Below are 15,991 nucleotides of genomic sequence, written 5' to 3'. Positions count from 1 at the left end.
TCCTTATTGAATGAACTCTGACTGATCGTTCCCACGCTCTGCGTGGGAATGCCTCACCGGACGCTCTGCGTCCGCTCTTGGGACGCGGAGCGTCCCGGGCTGCATTCCCACGCGGAGCGTGGGAATGATCAGTGCCTCGATAGATTCCAATTCTTCAATTCGCCACAATTGTTCAAGCAGTTCTGCCGCTTGCCGCCGCGGCATCATCCGCATCGCCAGACTGAAGAACTTCTCCTCCAGCGCCGCATCACTCAACGGATTACCCGGCGCCCCCAGCGGTGGATCGACACAAAGGCTTGCCCGCCGACCATCCACAGTCTGCACGCTGACAACAGGCTCGCCATCCTCTGACAGTCGGGCGTCCACTACAAGACGGATGCGGGCCATCCACTGCGCAATCCGCGGATCGCCCCGTTGGGCATCGTCATAAGCCTCCAGCCGGCAATGACCATGCACCAGCCGCGCCGCGAGAGCATACGGCAGGCTCATCTGCGCCGCCGCCAGCGTGCTGACATCCTGACCACCGCACATGTCGCGAAGAAACCCGCACAGCGAAACCTCGACGTCCTCGACCTGATCCACGCCGATGTTGAGCTGATCCAGTAACAGGCCCAACGCATCAATTGCCGAATGAGTCCCCCGGCACGCGGCGTAAGGCTTGATCGAGCAGCGGGCGAGTTTCCACACGACACCGAGCTCGGCATCGAGCGCGTCAGGGTCTGAAGTCACGCCGGCCAGGGTTCTGAGAAACCCGCCCCAGACATCCTCGAACAATTTTTTCGGCCCGGTGATGCCTTGTTGGGCAAACCGCGCCGCCAGCAATCCACCTTCGGCAGCGCGACCGCTGTGCAACTTTTTACTCTGCGAACCGTCGTGGATGAAGGCCCACAACCCTCCGCTGAAACTGCCCGCGATGCCCAGTGCCGACACGGTTTGCCCGGCATTCAATCCGAGAATCCGCGCACTGGCCGCCGCCGCACCGAACACCCCGCAGGTCGCGGTGGAATGCCAGCCGGCGCCGTTGTGCGCCGAGTAACCACCACAGGCTTCCAGCACCCGGCGGCCGACTTCGTAGCCAATCACAATCGCGGTAATCAACTCGCGACCGTTGACCGGTTCCCTCTGCATCGACACAGCGGCCATGACCGCCGGCAGCACTACCGCGCCAGAGTGATCGCAACCGCCGGTGTCGTCGAGTTCCAGCGCATGAGCGGCAACACCATTGAGCACCGCCGCCTGGGCGGCACCGACCCGCAGCTCAGTGCCCCAGACCGGCGTGTCGCCCCTTTCATCGGCGAACACCTGACGCGCCTGCTGCGCCACATCGCTACCAGCCCCGGCCAGCGTCGCGCCGAAGGTATCGAGAATGTGCCGTTTCGCTTGCGTCACCAATGCTGGCGGCAAGTCCTCGAAGCGGGTATCGACGCAGAACTGCGCCAGTCGCTGCATGCGCTCTGTCATAGCAGGTAATCCCGGTAATGCCGCTCATACACGGAAGCGGGATGATCCTCGGTCACCGGTGCCGCCGAATCGGCCCACCACCGGGCGACTTCGGCGCCCGTGGCAATCCACACGTCATCGTGCTGTTGAATCCCCTCAAGCAACTCGCGCAGCACGCCAATCCGCCCGGGCGTCGCAATGATCTCCGGGTGCAGCCGCAGCACATAACACAAACCAAACCGGTGAAACCCGGCGAAGTCCATTTGCAGGTTGCCCAGGGTGTGGCTGTAAGACGCGATCCGCGATTGCGCCGGTGGCACGGCGGGGCTGAGGTTGAAGGCGAAGTAGGGTTCGTCTTCCAGTTCGTAGTGCAGTGGCAGCTCGATGACTTCGGGCGCGGTCGGATGTGCGAATGGCAAGTCATCGCCACGCCATGACGACGACCAACGTATGCCATGGTCTTTCAACGCCTCGATGAAACCCGGCGCGCCATTGCCGGCCGGGATGCGAAACCCCGTCGACCGCTGGCCGGTCAGCGCAGCCAACGCCTCGCAACCCTTGGCGATCTCGGTGCTCTGCGCTGCCAGGTCCAGCGTGTCGTAGTGTTGATGGCGATAGCCGGCGCAGGCAATCTCGTGGCCGCCCGCCTGGATGGCCCGAATGTGTTCCGGGTTTTCCTCGGCGACGATGCCGGGAACAAACCAACTGCTGGAAACCCCCAGTTCGGCGAACAAACCGAGCAAACGATCGACACCACGCTGGGTGCCATAACGCCAGACCGATAGCGTCTTGTCGCGCCCGGCGACTTCCGGGGCCTGGGTGAGAATGCCGTGGATATCGTTGTAATCGACGGTCAGTACCATGGCGCAGCGATAGCCGTCGGGCCATACAGTGGAATCAGCCATGGTGATGCTCCTTCAGCCACCACCGGGCGACATCGCGGCAGGTAGCGAACCAGACGTCGTCGCGCTGGCGCATGTGTTCGAAGAGTTTTTCCAGCAGCAGGATGCGTCCTGGTTTGCCGGTGATCTTGGGGTGGAACAGGGTGGTCAGGCACAGGCCTTCGTTCATCGCGCCGTCGTATTCGCGGCACCAGTTGTCCAGCGTCAGCTCGTAGCTGGCGGTGCGGTCCAGGCCGGAAGGAAAGTCTGGAGCTCGCGTATAGGCGATGGAGGCGTAGTCGTCCATTTCCCAGCGACCGGGGATTTCCACCAGCGGCGTGTCAAAGCCCGGCACCTTGACCAGGTACGGCCGGTCATCACCGCGCATGCTGCTGGAGTAGGTCACGCCGGCCTCGACCAGCATCGCCGGTGTCTCGGCTCGCCAATCCCCGGACGGGGTGCGGAAACCTTCGGCGCGGATATTCAGGTGTTGCCAGAACACTTCGCGGGATTTTCTCATCACGTCCTTTTGCTGCTCCAGCGTCAGGGCGTAAAAGGATTCGTGTTTGTAGCCGTGGTAGGCCACCTCATGCCCGCGCTCGACAATGGCCTGGCACTGTCTTGGCCAGTTTTCCACGACCCAGGCCGGGACGAAGAACGTCGTCGGGATCCGGAACTCGTCGAGCAGGTCGAGGATCCGCGGCAGCGCCCGATAGGGGCCGTAACCACCGAAACCGAAGTATTCGGGCTTGCGCCAGATCGAGCCATTGAGCATCGCATCGCCGGTGGGGCCATCGAGGTCGAAGGCCAGGGCGAGGCAGGCTTTGTGCTGGTCGGGCCAGGTGGGTTGTGGCGAGGAGGACATCACAGCGCTCCATTATTTGTGGGAATCGCAATACCTGTGATCAACCGGGAACCCTTGTAGGAGCTGGCTTGCCAGCGAAAGCGGTGGGTCATTCAACAATGATGTCGCCTGATACGGCCTCTTCGCTGGCAAGCCAGCTCCTACAGGTTTATCGGTCGGCCACGAAACTGTGGTCGACCCAGACCATTGTGGGAGCGAGACCGGCTTGCCGGCGAAGGCTGTGTGTCATTCAACATTGATGTCGACTGATGCGGCCCCTTCGCTGGCAAGCCAGCTCCTACAGGGCGGGTATTATTTGCCGGCGTTGATGGTCACCGTCTTGATCGCGCCCAATTCCAGGTCCCACTTTTTCAGAATCGCCTGGTAGGTACCGTCATCAATCATGCTCTGCAACGCCACCTTCACCGCTTCACTGAGCTCAGGCTTTTTCTTGCTCACGCCCAATCCGGTGAACTGCGCGGAGATCGGCAGGCCCACGGTCTTGTACATGTCCTTTTCCTGAGTCTTGAGGTACGACAAGGTCTCGCTGCCCTGCATCGCCGCATCGATGCGGCTCTGGCGCAGTTGCGCACGGGCGTCGGCCGAGCCTTCGGTGCCGATCACATTGATCGCAGGCTTGCCGGCGGCTTCGCAATTGGCCTTGCTCCATTCGGCGATCTCCGCCGGAAAGGTCGTGCGACGGCTGGTGCCGACCTTCTTGCCGCACAGGTCGATGATCTCGTTGGTGTCCTTGTTTTTCTGCAAGGTGTAGAACTGCGGCCCACTGGTGAAGTAGTCGACGAAGGTCACACTGGCCTGGCGTTCGGCAGTGTCGGTCATGCCCGACATCACCATGTCCACGCGGTCGGTGGTCAGGGCGTTGATCATTTGCTCGAAGCCGGTTTCCTGCCATTTGATCTTCACGCCCAGGCGCTCGGCCAGGGCGTTGCCCAGGTCAACGTCGAGACCGGTGAGGGTATTGGTGGCCGGGTCCTTGAAGTCCATCGGCGGGTAGTTCGGCATGATCGCTACCACGACCTCGCCTTTCTCTTTGATGCTGGCCGGTAGCTCGGCGGCGAAGGTGAAGCCTGAAGCCATGACGCCTGCGAGTACTGCTGGGATAACTATGTTCTTCATGGTCGTTCTCTTATGAGTGTTGTGAGCGGCTCTTGTTTTCCAAGCACGGCCCTTAGGTTCGAACGGCAGAAATGAAGCTTTGGGTGCGCGGGTTTTGCGGACTTATTAGTATTTCTTCGGGGCTTCCAGCCTCCACGATCTGTCCGCCATCCATGAACACCATGCGGTTGGAAACTTCGCGGGCGAAGCCCAGTTCATGGGTGACGACGATCATGGTCATGCCGGTTTGCGCGAGGTCGCGCATCACCGACAGCACCTCACCGACCAGTTCCGGGTCGAGTGCCGAAGTGGGTTCATCGAACAACATTAGTTTGGGGCGCATGGCCAACGCGCGAGCAATGGCAACACGTTGTTGCTGACCACCCGACAGTTCGATCGGGTAGCTGTTGCGCTTGTCGGCCAGGCCGACGCGGGCGAGCAGTTCCACGGCTTCTTCGTGCGCCTCCTTGGGCGAACGCTTGAGCACCTGGCACGGCCCTTCGATGATGTTCTGCAACACCGTCATGTGCGGGAACAGGTTGAAGCGCTGGAACACCATGCCGGTGGACAGGCGTTGCCGGGCGATCTGCGACTCGTTGAGTTCGTGCAGTTTGTTGCCGGCGATCCGGTAACCCACCAGTTCGCCGTCGACCCACAGGCCACCCTTGTCGATCTTTTCCAGCTGGTTGATGCAACGCAGCAAGGTGCTTTTGCCGGAGCCGGAAGGGCCGATGATGCACAGCACTTCGCCTTGCTCGACTTCGATATTGACGTCCTTGAGGGCGTGGAAATGGTCGTAGTACTTGTTCAGGCTCACGGCCTTGACGATGCTTCTCATGTCGGACTCCTCAAGAACGCTTGCCGGCGCCGCGAGCGAAACGACGCTCCAGACGGCTTTGGCCGAAGGACAGCACGGTGACGGTGGCCAGGTACCAGATACCGGCGACAATCAGCAGTTCCATGACCCGGGCGTTGGCGTAGTAGATGTTCTGGGCGTTGTAGAGCAGTTCCGAATACTGGATGACGCTCGCCAGGGACGTCATTTTGACCATGCCGATGAATTCGTTGCCGACCGGTGGAATGATGACCCGCATGGCCTGGGGCAGGATGATCCGGCGTAGGGCTTGCAAGCGCGGCATGCCGATCGACTTGGCGGCTTCGTACTGGCCGGTGTCCACCGACAACAGGCCGGCACGTACCACTTCGGCGGTGTAAGCGCCCTGGTTGATGCTCAAGCCGAGCAGGGCCGCCACGAATGGCGTCATCAGGCTCACGGTGTCCATTTCAAACAGGCCGGGGATGCCGATGGTGGGGAAGATCAGCGCCAGGTTGAACCACAACAGCAGTTGCAGGATCAGCGGCGTACCGCGAAACAGCCAGGTGTAAGTCACCGCCACGTAACGCAGGATCGGATTGGCCGACATGCGCATGATCGCCGTGATTACGCCGAAGACGATGCCCAGGGCCATCGCCAGCACCGCCATGACGATGGTGTTGAGCAAGCCCCACATGATCGCCTGGGAAGTGAGGAACTGGCCGATGTACGACCATTCGATCTTGCCTTCGGCGAAGGCCCGCACCAAGCCGAGAATGGCGATGACGATCACGGTGGCGAAGAAAATCCGCCCGTAATAACGCCGTGGCACATGGTGATACTGGGTGATATCGAACTGGTTTTCCGCCAGTTTGCGCTCCGCCTGGAGTCGTTCTGCCTGAGTCTGGCTCATGTTGCTTCTCCGTACGCCACCCCTCAATGCAGGCGGCGCATGTTGTCTTTCAGTTCCAACACAATCCCTGTGGGAGCGGGCTTGCCCGCGATGGCGGAAATACATTCAACATCAATGTTGACTGACCCACCGCTATCGCGGGCAAGCCCGCTCCCACAGGTATGGTGGCGTTGATTCAGAGCCGGAAGCCCTGATAGTTCTCGGTCCATTCCTGCTGCGCGGCGAGGGCGGTCTTCAAGCGGCCGATCTGCTCGCGCACTTGTTGCGGCGCGGTTCCACCCCAGCCGCTACGGGCAGCGATGGCGGCTTCAAGGGTCAGGCTGTCGCGCACCTCAGGCGTCAGGCGCGGATCGATCTCCGCCAGCAGCGCCGTCGAGGCTTCCCACAATTCGATGTCGTGTTTCTCACAGGCCTGGACCAGCGCACCGGTGATTTCGTGGGCCTCCTTGAACGGCACGCCGCGCATGGCCAGCCAGTCGGCGACTTCGGTAGCGAGGGTGAAGCCCAGCGGAGCCTGACGCCGCAGCTCTTCGACATTGACCGTCATGGTCGCGACCATTCCGGCCATGGCCGGCAGCACCAGCAGCAAGGTGTCCACGCTGTCGAGCACGCCATGCTTGTCTTCGCTCAAGTCGCGGTTGTACGACAGCGGCAGGGATTTGAGGGTTGACAGCAGGCCGGTCAGGTTGCCGATCAGGCGGCCAGCCTTGCCCCGGGCCAGTTCGGCAATGTCCGGGTTCTTCTTCTGCGGCATGATCGAACTGCCGGTGGCGTAGGCATCGTCCAGGGCGACCCAGCGAAATTGCCGGGACGACCACAGGCAGAATTCTTCCGCGAGGCGGGAAATGTTGATCCCGAGCATGCTGGCGATAAACAGGAATTCGGCGACGTGATCGCGGCTGGCCACGGCGTCGATGGAATTTTCGCAGACACCGCTATAACCCATTTCCCTGGCCGACTGCTGCGGCAGGCGCGCAATGGCGGAGCCGGCCATGGCCGCCGCGCCGAGTGGCGACAGCGAGGTGCGCACGTCCCAGTCCACCAGGCGCTGCACATCGCGCAGCATGGATTGGGCGTGGGCCAGCAAGTGGTGCGCGAAGACGATCGGCTGGGCCTGCTGCAGGTGAGTGAACCCCGGGCAGATGCTGTCGATGTGTTGCTCGGCCTGATCCACCAGGGCGTGCTGCAAGGCCAGGACTTCAACGGCCAGGGTGCGCACGTGATCACGCAGGAACAGGCGCAGGTCGTTGGCGGTCTGGTCATTGCGCGAACGACCGGCGCGCAGTTTGCCGCCGAGGGCGCCGAGGCGCTCGGTCAACAGGCGTTCGATGAAGGTATGGACGTCTTCGTCGTCCAGGGTCGGGGCGATGCTGCCAGCGCGGAAGTCAGCGCCAATGCGTTCCAGTGCGTCGAGCATGGTCTGGGTTTCTTGCTCGCTCAACAACCCGGCGCGTTGCAGTTCACGGGCATGCGCCCTGGATCCGGCGAGGTCGTACGGGGTGAGCCGGAAATAGCGTTCAGGGCAACGGGAAAGGGCCGCCAGGGCTTCGGACGGGCCGCTTTTGAAGCGGGCACCCCAGAGACGGTCGGTGGGTTGGGACATTGTTGTTTTCCTCATCGTTGCTCGGGAGTGAAGGGGGTTGTGGCCAAGAGCTTCGCTGGCAAGCCAGCTCCTACAGGGATCGGTGTAAAGCGACCAATGCACGCTGGAAATAACCAGGGTGTGACTCGGTCCAGGCGGTGTTCAAGAGGGCAGTTGCGAAGTGGCGGGAGTTGATCGAAATGTCAGCTTTTAACAGTTCGAAATCAGTGAGTTGGCACTGATGGGCGCAATTGATTAGCGGTTGCCAAGCCTGGTTTTCTGTGTTCATTATTATTGGCCAGCTATGTTTTTGTTGTTGTGCACAGAGTGTTGAATAGGGCGCCAGAGGTAAATAAGCATTATGGAAACCCCACTTTCCAATTCCGGAAACCCGCCGCCGAAAACGCCGCATCGGGCACCGCTGACCCTCAGTGGACTGGACTTCAAATTGCTCAAAGTGTTCAAGGCCGTGGTTGAGGCCGGAGGGTTCAGTGCGGCCCAGAATGAGCTGAATGTGGGGCTGGCAGCCATCAGCAAACAGATCTCCGACCTTGAAATTCGCATCGGCATGCGCCTGTGCACGCGCGGCAGGGAAGGCTTTCACCTGACCGAAGAAGGCAGTCTGGTGTATCAGGCATCCATTGACCTGTTTGCCTCGGTCGATAACTTTCGGGATCGTCTTAGTTCAGCGCAAAACGAACTTGTGGGTGACCTTGGCGTGGGGGTTATTGATAATACGATTTCCGATGCCCATTCACCGTTAGTTGCTGCACTTAAACGGATTAACGAAGCGTCACCCAAAGTAAGATTCCAACTTCAGACCTCGCAGCTGGATGAGGTGGAAAGGGGCGTGGTAGAGGGGCGGTTGCTGGCGGGGATTGTCCCGGTTTACCAACGACGGGAAGAGTTCGATTACTACGCGCTTTATGAGGAGCGCTCAGAAGTCTACTGCGCCATCGGCCACCCGTTATTCACCCTGCCGCAGGCGGAAATGGGCAGCAATGTGCTCAAGGATTACGAGTGCATCAACCACCGTTATGCGATACATCGCGACAAACTGAACTTTGCCCACTACGACAGCTCTTCGGCCTCGGCAACCCAGGTCGAAGCGGTGGCGCTGTTGATCAAGACCGGGCGTTTCGTAGGCTTTCTACCCCAGCATTACGCCGCCTCGCTGGTGGCCCAGGGGCAATTTCGAGCCGTGCGTCCGGACTTGATTCACATCGATACGCCGTTCAACCTGATCCTGCGCCACAACACCGTGCGCAGTCCGCTGGTGAAGGCGTTTGCCCAGGCGTTGGGCGTCGACTTGAAGGTACCAGCTTAATGCTGAAGGTTATGCCTGATAACTAACGGACGGTTGCGGTCTATGTAGGAGCTGCCGCAGGCTGCGATCTTTTGATCTTGATCTTCGTCGGACTCAAGGTCGCTGAAGATCAAAAGATCGCAGCCTGCGGCAGCTCCTACACAAGGTGCGTGTTTGGTTATTGCGCGACGACGTGCGCCACGGGCCATTGTTGAAGCGGAATCGGCAACTTGCGCGATTCACCGCGCCCCATCGGGAAATACATGAAACCGGCGCGCGCCAGGCGTTCGGCGTCATACAAGTTGCGGCCATCGAAGATCACAGGCGCGTTGAGCCGCTGCTGGATCAGGTTGAAATCCGGCGCCTTGAACTGCTGCCATTCCGTGCAGATGATCAACGCGTCGGCACCGGACAATACCGCTTCCGGGGTGCCCATGAGCATCAACTTCGATTGATCGGGATACAGCTCCCGGGTTTCCTGCATGGCTTCGGGATCGAACGCACGCACGTTGGCCCCGGCGGCCCACAGCGCTTCCAGCAGCACCCGGCTCGGCGCATCGCGCATGTCATCGGTGTTGGGTTTGAACGCCAGGCCCCACAGGGCAAATGTCCTGCCGCGCAAGTTACCCTGGTAGAACGCGTTGATACGCTCGAACAACTTGTGTTTCTGCCGCTGGTTGATCGCCTCCACCGCTTGCAGCAAGTCGCTGGAGCAATGCGCCTCCTCGGCGCTGTGGATCAGGGCACGCATGTCCTTGGGAAAACACGAGCCGCCATAACCGCAGCCGGGGTAGATGAAGTGATAGCCGATGCGTGAGTCGGCGCCGATGCCCAGGCGTACGGATTCGATGTCGGCGCCCAGGTGTTCGGCCAGTTCGGCGATCTGGTTGATGAAGCTGATCTTCGTCGCCAGCATGCAGTTGGCGGCATACTTGGTCAGCTCCGCGCTGCGCAGGTCCATGAACATGATGCGGTCGTGATTGCGGTTGAACGGCCCATAGAGGTCACGCATCACCTCGCGTATGTCATCGCGTTCGCAGCCGATGATGATCCGGTCCGGGCGCCGGCAGTCGGCCACCGCCGAGCCTTCTTTCAAAAACTCCGGGTTGGAGACGATGTCGAACTGCAACAGCCGGCCGACCTTGAGCAGGTGCTTGTCGATGTGCGCGCGCAGGGCATCGCCGGTGCCCACCGGGACCGTGGACTTTTCCACCAGAATCACCGGTTGTTCGCGATGACGCGCCACGGCTTCGCCCACTGCCATGACGTAGCGCAAATCTGCCGAGCCATCAACCCGGGACGGTGTACCGACGGCAATGAACAGCACCTGGCCATGTTGCACAGCGAGTTTCTCGTCAGTGGTGAACTGCAACCGCCTGGCGTCCAGGTTTTCACGCACCAGACTGGCCAGTCCCGGTTCGAAAATGCTCACATGGCCTTGCTGCAACAACTCGACTTTCTGCGGGTCAATGTCCATGCACACTACGTCGTGGCCGACTTCAGCCAGGACAGCGGCTTGCACCAGGCCAACGTAACCGCTACCGAATACACTGATTTTCATGGGGGCTCTCCTGTCCTGATCGACACCCATTCAGGAGTAGCAGGGCCATGTTTCAGTTCATCTATCGCGTTAACCTTGACCTGCCGGGCGTGACAATTCACATTCCCGGCCACGCCCGGCAGCGTAACCGCCAGTTCTTTGCCTATCGTTGTGCTTTTCCTTTGGACTTTTCATTCAAGGCCGTTTCGTTTGACTGACTTACCCGCTGTTGTTGCCAATATGCCAAAAATCAATCCGCTGACCCTGTACCTGGCGCGACTGGCCCCGTCCAGCCAGCTGACCATGCGCTACGTCTTGCAGGACGCGGCCGACCGCCTGGGTTTCGAAGACATGAACGTCGAGGAGATTCCCTGGCATGAGTTGCAGCCCGAAGATGTCATTGCACTGGTGGCCACCTTGCGCGCGGATGGCTACGCGCCAAACACCTCTTCGCTGTACGTCAACGCGGTGCGCGGGGTGATGAACGAAGCGTGGCGCATGAGCCTGATCAGTCAGGAACACTTGCTGAAGATGCGTACGGTCAAGGGAATAGCCGGTACACGGCTGTCCCAGGGGCGTAATCTGCGGCGCACGCTGATCCAGGAGATGATGGCGGTCTGTGCCGCCGATCCTCGGCCACAAGGCCTGCGGGACGCGGCGATCATCGGCATTCTGTACGGCTCGGGGATGCGCAAGTCGGAATCGGTGAACCTGGACCTCAATCAGGTCGATTTCGCCGAACGCAGCCTGCGGGTCACCGCCAAGGGCAACAAGCAGTTGATCAAGTACGCACCGGCCTGGGCCTTCGCCAAACTGGATGCCTGGCTGGAGCTGCGCCGGTCGCAACTCAAGGAAGGCGAAGAGGACGATCCATTCCTGTTCAATCGCATCCGCCGCGGCAGTCACATCACCCGCGAACGCATTACCAAGCACGCGATCTATTACATTGCCCGCCAGCGTGGCGCGCAAGTCGGGGTCAAGATCATGCCCCATGACTTTCGGCGTTCGTTCATTACCCGAGTGATCGAAGAGCATGACTTGTCGATCGCCCAGAAGCTGGCGCATCACAGCAACATTCAAACGACCGCCAACTACGATGTGCGCGATGACAACGAGCGGCGTCGGGCGGTTGATCGCTTCGATCTGTGAGGGCAGGGGTTCAGGCTTCGCTCAGGACGTGGGCGTGGCCGATCATCGAGACGTGAACGGCGCTACCCATCGGTGGCGCATACAACCCGGAACTGCGCACCATCAAGGATCGGCCTGGCTGTTGCGCGCTATTGTGCGACTGCAACTCCACCGTCAAGGTGCAGGTATTGCCGCTGAAATCGCGCTCGGTCACCACTGCGCGGCAGCCGACGGCCTCTGCCGGACTCGTCTGGATGCTGACCAGGTGCAATTGCTCGGGCCGCAGCATGATCTGCGCGCATTTGTTGTTCCTGTGATTGTTGACCGGAATCCGCCCCAGGTCGCAATGGGCCCAGCCCGCTTCGATCCGTGCCGGCATGACCACCGCATCGCCGAGAAACAGGGCGGTCTGTTCATCGTCGGGATAGCGGTAAAGGTCCAGCGGATGGCCTGACTGCACCAGTCGGCCCTGACGCATCACCGCCAGCTGATCGGCAAACGACAACGCTTCACTCTGGTCATGGGTGACCAGAATGGTGGTGACGCCCGCATCGGCCAGCAGCCGCGCGACCAATTTACGCATGGCGGCGCGCAAGCCGGTATCCAGTGCCGAAAACGGTTCGTCCAGCAGCATCAGGCGTGGCTGTTGGGCCAGGGCGCGCGCCAGGGCCACACGTTGCTGCTGGCCGCCGGAAAGCTCATGGGGCCAACGCTTGGCCATGCTGGCGTCCAGCGCCACGCTGTCCATCAGTTCGGCGATACGCTCCTGCTTTTCAAGGCCCTTGGTCGACAGCCCGAAGCCGATGTTGGCGGCGACAGTCATGTGCGGGAACAGGGCTCCATCCTGCGGCACATAGCCAATCAATCGTTGATGCGCCGGCACCTCATGGGTGTTGTCGACCAGCGTCTGACCATTGAGCAGAAGGCGACCTGAATCCGGGAATTCGAAGCCGGCGATCATCCGCAGCAAGGTGGTCTTGCCCGAACCTGAAGGGCCGACAATCACCGTGCGGCTGCCCGCGGGCACCGACAGGCTGATGTCTTCCAAGGCCGTCTGGGCACCGTAGGCCTTGCAGATCGAGTGCAGTTCGAGAGCGTTCATCGGCCCGCCGTTCGTTTGGATTGATGATAAAGAATGGCGGTCAGCGGCAGCGACAGCACGATCATCAGCAGGGCATAGGGCGCCGCGGCGGCATAATCGATTTCGCTGGTCAACGCCCAGAACCCGGTCGCCAGGGTGCGCGTACCGTTCGGCGCGAGCAGCAGGGTGGCCGTCAGTTCATTGGTAATTGCCAGGAACACCAGGGCGGCGCCCGCGGCAACGCCCGGTGCAGCCAGACGCAAGGTGATCAGCCACAGCGCCAGGGCGGGCGAGCGACCGAGGCTGCGGGCCATGTTTTCCAACTCGATCGGTGCCTGGGCAATTCCCGCACGCAAGCTCACCAGCGCACGGGGCAAGAACATCAGAAGGTAAGCCAGTAGCACCGTGATCGAGGTCTGGTAAATCGGTCGGGCGAAATGAATCGTGATGGTCACCAGGGCGAGGGCCACGACAATCCCCGGCAACGAGCTGGTGATGTAGTTACAGCTTTCCAGCACCCGCTGCAGTCGCCCCGGCGAGCGAATCGACAGCCAGGCAATCGGGATGGCCGCCAAGGTGGTCAATATCGCCCCGCTGATGCCCAAGAGCACGGTCTGTTCCAGCGCCGGCAGCAGTTCGCTCAGTTGCCAGACTTGCGTGCCGCCAGCGATCAGCCATTTACCCAAGGTGATCAACGGCACACCCAGCGCCAGTGCGCAGGTCACGATCTGCAAGGCCAGCGCCAGTATGGCTGGCCCGGCAGACAGGCGCACGATCCGCTGTTCGCGGGGGCTGCCCGACCCGACGCGGGCATAGCGCGCATGGCCACGAGCGGCCGATTCGACGGTCAGCATCGCCAGGCAGCACAAGGCGAGCACTCCCGCCAGCATGTGGGCGGCGGGGCCGTTGAAGGTTGACTTGAACTGATCGAAGATCGCCGTGGTAAAGGTGTCGAAGCGGATCATCGCGTACAGGCCATATTCGGCCAGCAGGTGCAGCCCCACCAGCAAGGCTCCGCCGCAGATGGCCAGGCGCAATTGCGGCAGCACCACGCGGAAAAATACCGCCCAGGGCTTGAGTCCCAGAGACTCTGCGACATCTTCGATGGTCGGGTCGATCCGTCGCAGGGATGCCGCAATGGGCAGGTACAGGAACGGGAAGTAGGCGATGACCGACACCAGGACGGCGGCAAACAGTCCATGAATCGGTGGCACCAGGCTGACCCAGGCATAGCTGTGGACGAAGGCGGGGACTGCCAGCGGCGCCGTGGCCAGCAACGACCACCAACGCCGCCCCGGCAGATCGGTACGCTCTGTGAGCCAGGCCAGGGCCACGCCGAGCATTACACACAAGGGAATCGTGATCACCACCAGCAACAGGGTGTTGATCAATAACTCGCCGACCCGTGGCCGGAATATCAGGGGCACCAGGCTCGCCCAGCCGGTCTCGAAGGACACGCCGATGACGAAAGCGATCGGCAGCAGGGCCAGCAGCGACACCAGCACCGACAAACCGATCACCCACGCACCGCCGAGGCCCGCAAAAAGGCCACGGGAACGTCGGCGTAAATGGGGCGGGATCGCCTCTGCGACACCCGCCGGTAGTGTTTCAGGCATCAATTAGAGCAGTCCGGCCTGAGTCATCAGCTCCACGGCTTTTTTACTGTCGAGTGTTGAAGCGTCGACCTTCGGCGCGTCAAGCTGCTGCAAAGGCACCAGTTTCGGGTTGGATTCGGCGTGTTTGCCCACCGCGTATTCGAACGAGTTGCCGGTCTTGAGGACGGCCTGGCCGTCTTTGCCGGTCACCCACTTGAGGAAGGCCTGAGCCTGATCCTTGTGTTTGCTGGACGCCAGGACGCCGCCACCGGAAATGCTGACAAAGGCACCAGGATCCTGGTGTTTGAAGTAGTGCAGGGCGGTGTTCTTGCTGTTTTCACCGGTCTTGGCCTGATCGCCGAAGCGGTAATAGTGGTAGATCACGCCGCTGTCGATCTGGCCGGCATTGACCGCCTTGAGCACGGCGCTGTTGCCCCGGTACGCGGTGAAGTTGCTTTTCATCCCTTTCAACCACTCGAGGGTCGCGGCTTCACCCTTGAGTGCCAACACGGCGGCGACGATTGCCTGGAAGTCGGCGCCGGCCGGCGAAGCGCCCCAGCGGCCTTTCCAGTTCGGACCGGCGAGGTCCATCAGCGACTTGGGCAGCTCGGCTTCGGGCAGTTTGCCCGGGTTGTAGACGAATACCGTGGAGCGCGCGGCAATGCCCACCCATTTGCCATGGGCTGGACGGTAGGCCGCGTCGACCTGTTCAAGGGTGGCCGGTGCCACCGGCGCAAACAGCCCTGCATTGTCGACCAGCACCATGGCCGGGGAGTTCTCGGTCAGGAACACGTCCGCCGGGGAGGCTGCGCCTTCCTGTACGATCTGATTGCCCATCTCGGTGTCGTCACCGTTGCGTACGGTGACCTTGATCCCGGTGTCCCTGGTGAAGCCTTCAATCCAGGATTTGGTCAGGCTTTCGTGCTGGGCGTTGTAGACCACGATGCCGTCGGTATCAGCGGCATACCCGTGGCCGGCGCTCAACAGCGCGGCCGTCAGCACTGCGCACTTAAGAAACGGCGGGATAGGGAGGATCATGCTGGGGCAGCTCCTGTTCTTTTTTGATCATGCACGCAGACTTGACCGGGATGGTCGTCAATTATTGTAGGCCAATACGAATCATTTGCAGGTTTAAGGCGCGGCAAACGCAATGCGCAGCATGAAAAAATCGTCAAGTCACTGGGCTGAAGGGCAACCTCTTTGTGCTCCGCCCGCCGCCTGGGTGATGAGCGCGGCCAGGCGTTTGACGTTGTTTTGATGAGCCGCCACCAGGTCATCGATATTCGGTCCCGAAGGCGTTTGCAAGGTGCTGCGGCATGTGACCAGCGTGTTATCGCTTTCGCCCAGATTGCGCAGGCGCCATTTGACGTCGATCAGGCCGTACTGGCCGGGAATCGAGTCAAAGCGCCGCACGTCGAGCCGCACCGACATTTTTCGTTGAGAGTTGCTGTTGACCAGTTGGTCCTTCAACGCGCTGCTCAACTCGTCCACCAGGCTCGCGGCCCACCACTGGGTTTCCAGAATCGCCAGGCCACTGTTGCCCTGGCGGATGACGATCTGCGGACGATCGACCTGGGGCGGAACGCTGATCGCTTCGATCTGGATATCCGCAACGGCGGACTTTGAATGACCGCCCAATTGGGTCGGGACCAGGGTGTGAAATTGAATCGGATCACTGCGGCAAGCAGTGAGCATCAACAGCGCAGTGACCAAGGTCATCTTCAGCGGAAAAGCCATGGGTATTGCTCCTG

At 61.0% G+C, this 15,991-nt stretch carries 15 protein-coding genes; 3 read left to right on the top strand and 12 right to left on the bottom strand.

Going from position 1 to position 15,991, the window contains the following annotated elements:
* Positions 1–3 precede the first annotated feature (3 nt).
* The 7 genes from ACA067_RS15500 to argH all read right to left on the bottom strand — a co-directional run bounded on the left by ACA067_RS15500 (position 4) and on the right by argH (position 7,611).
* Positions 4–1,461, bottom strand: a complete 1,458-nt coding sequence (locus ACA067_RS15500; protein WP_497462568.1) for an MmgE/PrpD family protein — start codon at positions 1,459–1,461, stop codon at positions 4–6.
* Positions 1,458–2,345, bottom strand: a complete 888-nt coding sequence (locus tag ACA067_RS15495; protein WP_497462567.1) for a polysaccharide deacetylase family protein — start codon at positions 2,343–2,345, stop codon at positions 1,458–1,460. The genes ACA067_RS15500 and ACA067_RS15495 overlap by 4 nt, the downstream gene beginning before the upstream one ends.
* Complete coding sequence (locus ACA067_RS15490; protein ID WP_497462566.1) at positions 2,338–3,186, bottom strand: polysaccharide deacetylase family protein; 849 nt, start codon at positions 3,184–3,186, stop codon at positions 2,338–2,340. Before ACA067_RS15490 ends, ACA067_RS15495 begins: the two co-directional genes overlap by 8 nt.
* Positions 3,187–3,477: 291 nt before the next feature.
* Positions 3,478–4,302, bottom strand: a complete 825-nt coding sequence (locus tag ACA067_RS15485; RefSeq protein WP_497462565.1) for an ABC transporter substrate-binding protein — start codon at positions 4,300–4,302, stop codon at positions 3,478–3,480.
* A 52-nt stretch (positions 4,303–4,354) separates the two neighbouring features.
* Positions 4,355–5,119 carry an amino acid ABC transporter ATP-binding protein gene (locus ACA067_RS15480; protein WP_497462564.1) on the bottom strand — a complete coding sequence of 255 codons (765 nt, stop codon included), beginning with the start codon at positions 5,117–5,119 and terminating at the stop codon, positions 4,355–4,357.
* Positions 5,120–5,129: 10 nt separating this feature from the next.
* Positions 5,130–6,008: an amino acid ABC transporter permease gene (locus ACA067_RS15475; RefSeq protein WP_046047004.1), complete on the bottom strand. Its 879-nt coding sequence runs from the start codon at positions 6,006–6,008 to the stop codon at positions 5,130–5,132.
* Between the two features lie 175 nt (positions 6,009–6,183).
* The gene (gene argH, locus ACA067_RS15470) at positions 6,184–7,611 is read right to left on the bottom strand and encodes an argininosuccinate lyase (RefSeq protein WP_497462563.1); all 1,428 of its coding nucleotides are present in this window, start codon (positions 7,609–7,611) and stop codon (positions 6,184–6,186) included.
* Between the two features lie 340 nt (positions 7,612–7,951).
* Here argH and ACA067_RS15465 point away from each other — a divergent pair, with 340 nt between their 5' ends.
* On the top strand, positions 7,952–8,917 hold the full coding sequence (locus ACA067_RS15465; RefSeq protein WP_497462562.1) for a LysR family transcriptional regulator: 966 nt from the start codon (positions 7,952–7,954) through the stop codon (positions 8,915–8,917).
* A 157-nt stretch (positions 8,918–9,074) separates the two neighbouring features.
* On the opposite strand, the gene ACA067_RS15460 is transcribed toward ACA067_RS15465, so the two are convergent.
* Positions 9,075–10,457 (bottom strand): UDP-glucose dehydrogenase family protein, encoded by a 1,383-nt coding sequence (locus tag ACA067_RS15460; protein ID WP_497462561.1) that lies wholly within the window; start codon positions 10,455–10,457, stop codon positions 9,075–9,077.
* 47 nt (positions 10,458–10,504) lie between these two features.
* On the opposite strand from ACA067_RS15460, the gene ACA067_RS15455 reads away from it, so the two are divergent.
* Both ACA067_RS15455 and ACA067_RS15450 read left to right on the top strand, forming a co-directional pair.
* Entirely contained in the window at positions 10,505–10,654 is a 150-nt protein-coding gene (locus ACA067_RS15455) for a hypothetical protein (protein ID WP_497462560.1), read from the top strand.
* A 22-nt stretch (positions 10,655–10,676) separates the two neighbouring features.
* Positions 10,677–11,585 carry a site-specific integrase gene (locus ACA067_RS15450; protein WP_497462559.1) on the top strand — a complete coding sequence of 303 codons (909 nt, stop codon included), beginning with the start codon at positions 10,677–10,679 and terminating at the stop codon, positions 11,583–11,585.
* A 10-nt stretch (positions 11,586–11,595) separates the two neighbouring features.
* Here ACA067_RS15450 and ACA067_RS15445 read toward each other — a convergent pair whose 3' ends face one another.
* The 4 genes from ACA067_RS15445 to ACA067_RS15430 form a co-directional block, all read right to left on the bottom strand.
* On the bottom strand, positions 11,596–12,666 hold the full coding sequence (locus ACA067_RS15445; protein ID WP_497462558.1) for an ABC transporter ATP-binding protein: 1,071 nt from the start codon (positions 12,664–12,666) through the stop codon (positions 11,596–11,598).
* The gene (locus tag ACA067_RS15440; RefSeq protein ID WP_497462557.1) at positions 12,663–14,261 is read right to left on the bottom strand and encodes an ABC transporter permease; all 1,599 of its coding nucleotides are present in this window, start codon (positions 14,259–14,261) and stop codon (positions 12,663–12,665) included. The genes ACA067_RS15445 and ACA067_RS15440 overlap by 4 nt, the downstream gene beginning before the upstream one ends.
* Positions 14,262–14,264: 3 nt before the next feature.
* Positions 14,265–15,278, bottom strand: coding sequence for an iron ABC transporter substrate-binding protein (locus ACA067_RS15435; RefSeq protein WP_497462556.1), 1,014 nt, complete (start codon positions 15,276–15,278; stop codon positions 14,265–14,267).
* Between the two features lie 138 nt (positions 15,279–15,416).
* A complete protein-coding gene (locus tag ACA067_RS15430) occupies positions 15,417–15,977 on the bottom strand; it encodes a PqiC family protein (RefSeq protein ID WP_497462555.1) in 561 nt (186 codons plus the stop codon).
* Between the last annotated feature and the right edge of the window lie 14 nt (positions 15,978–15,991).

This window comes from Pseudomonas sp. LBUM1674, from assembly GCF_059695635.1.
This window is presented reverse-complemented; position numbering and strand designations above follow the sequence as displayed.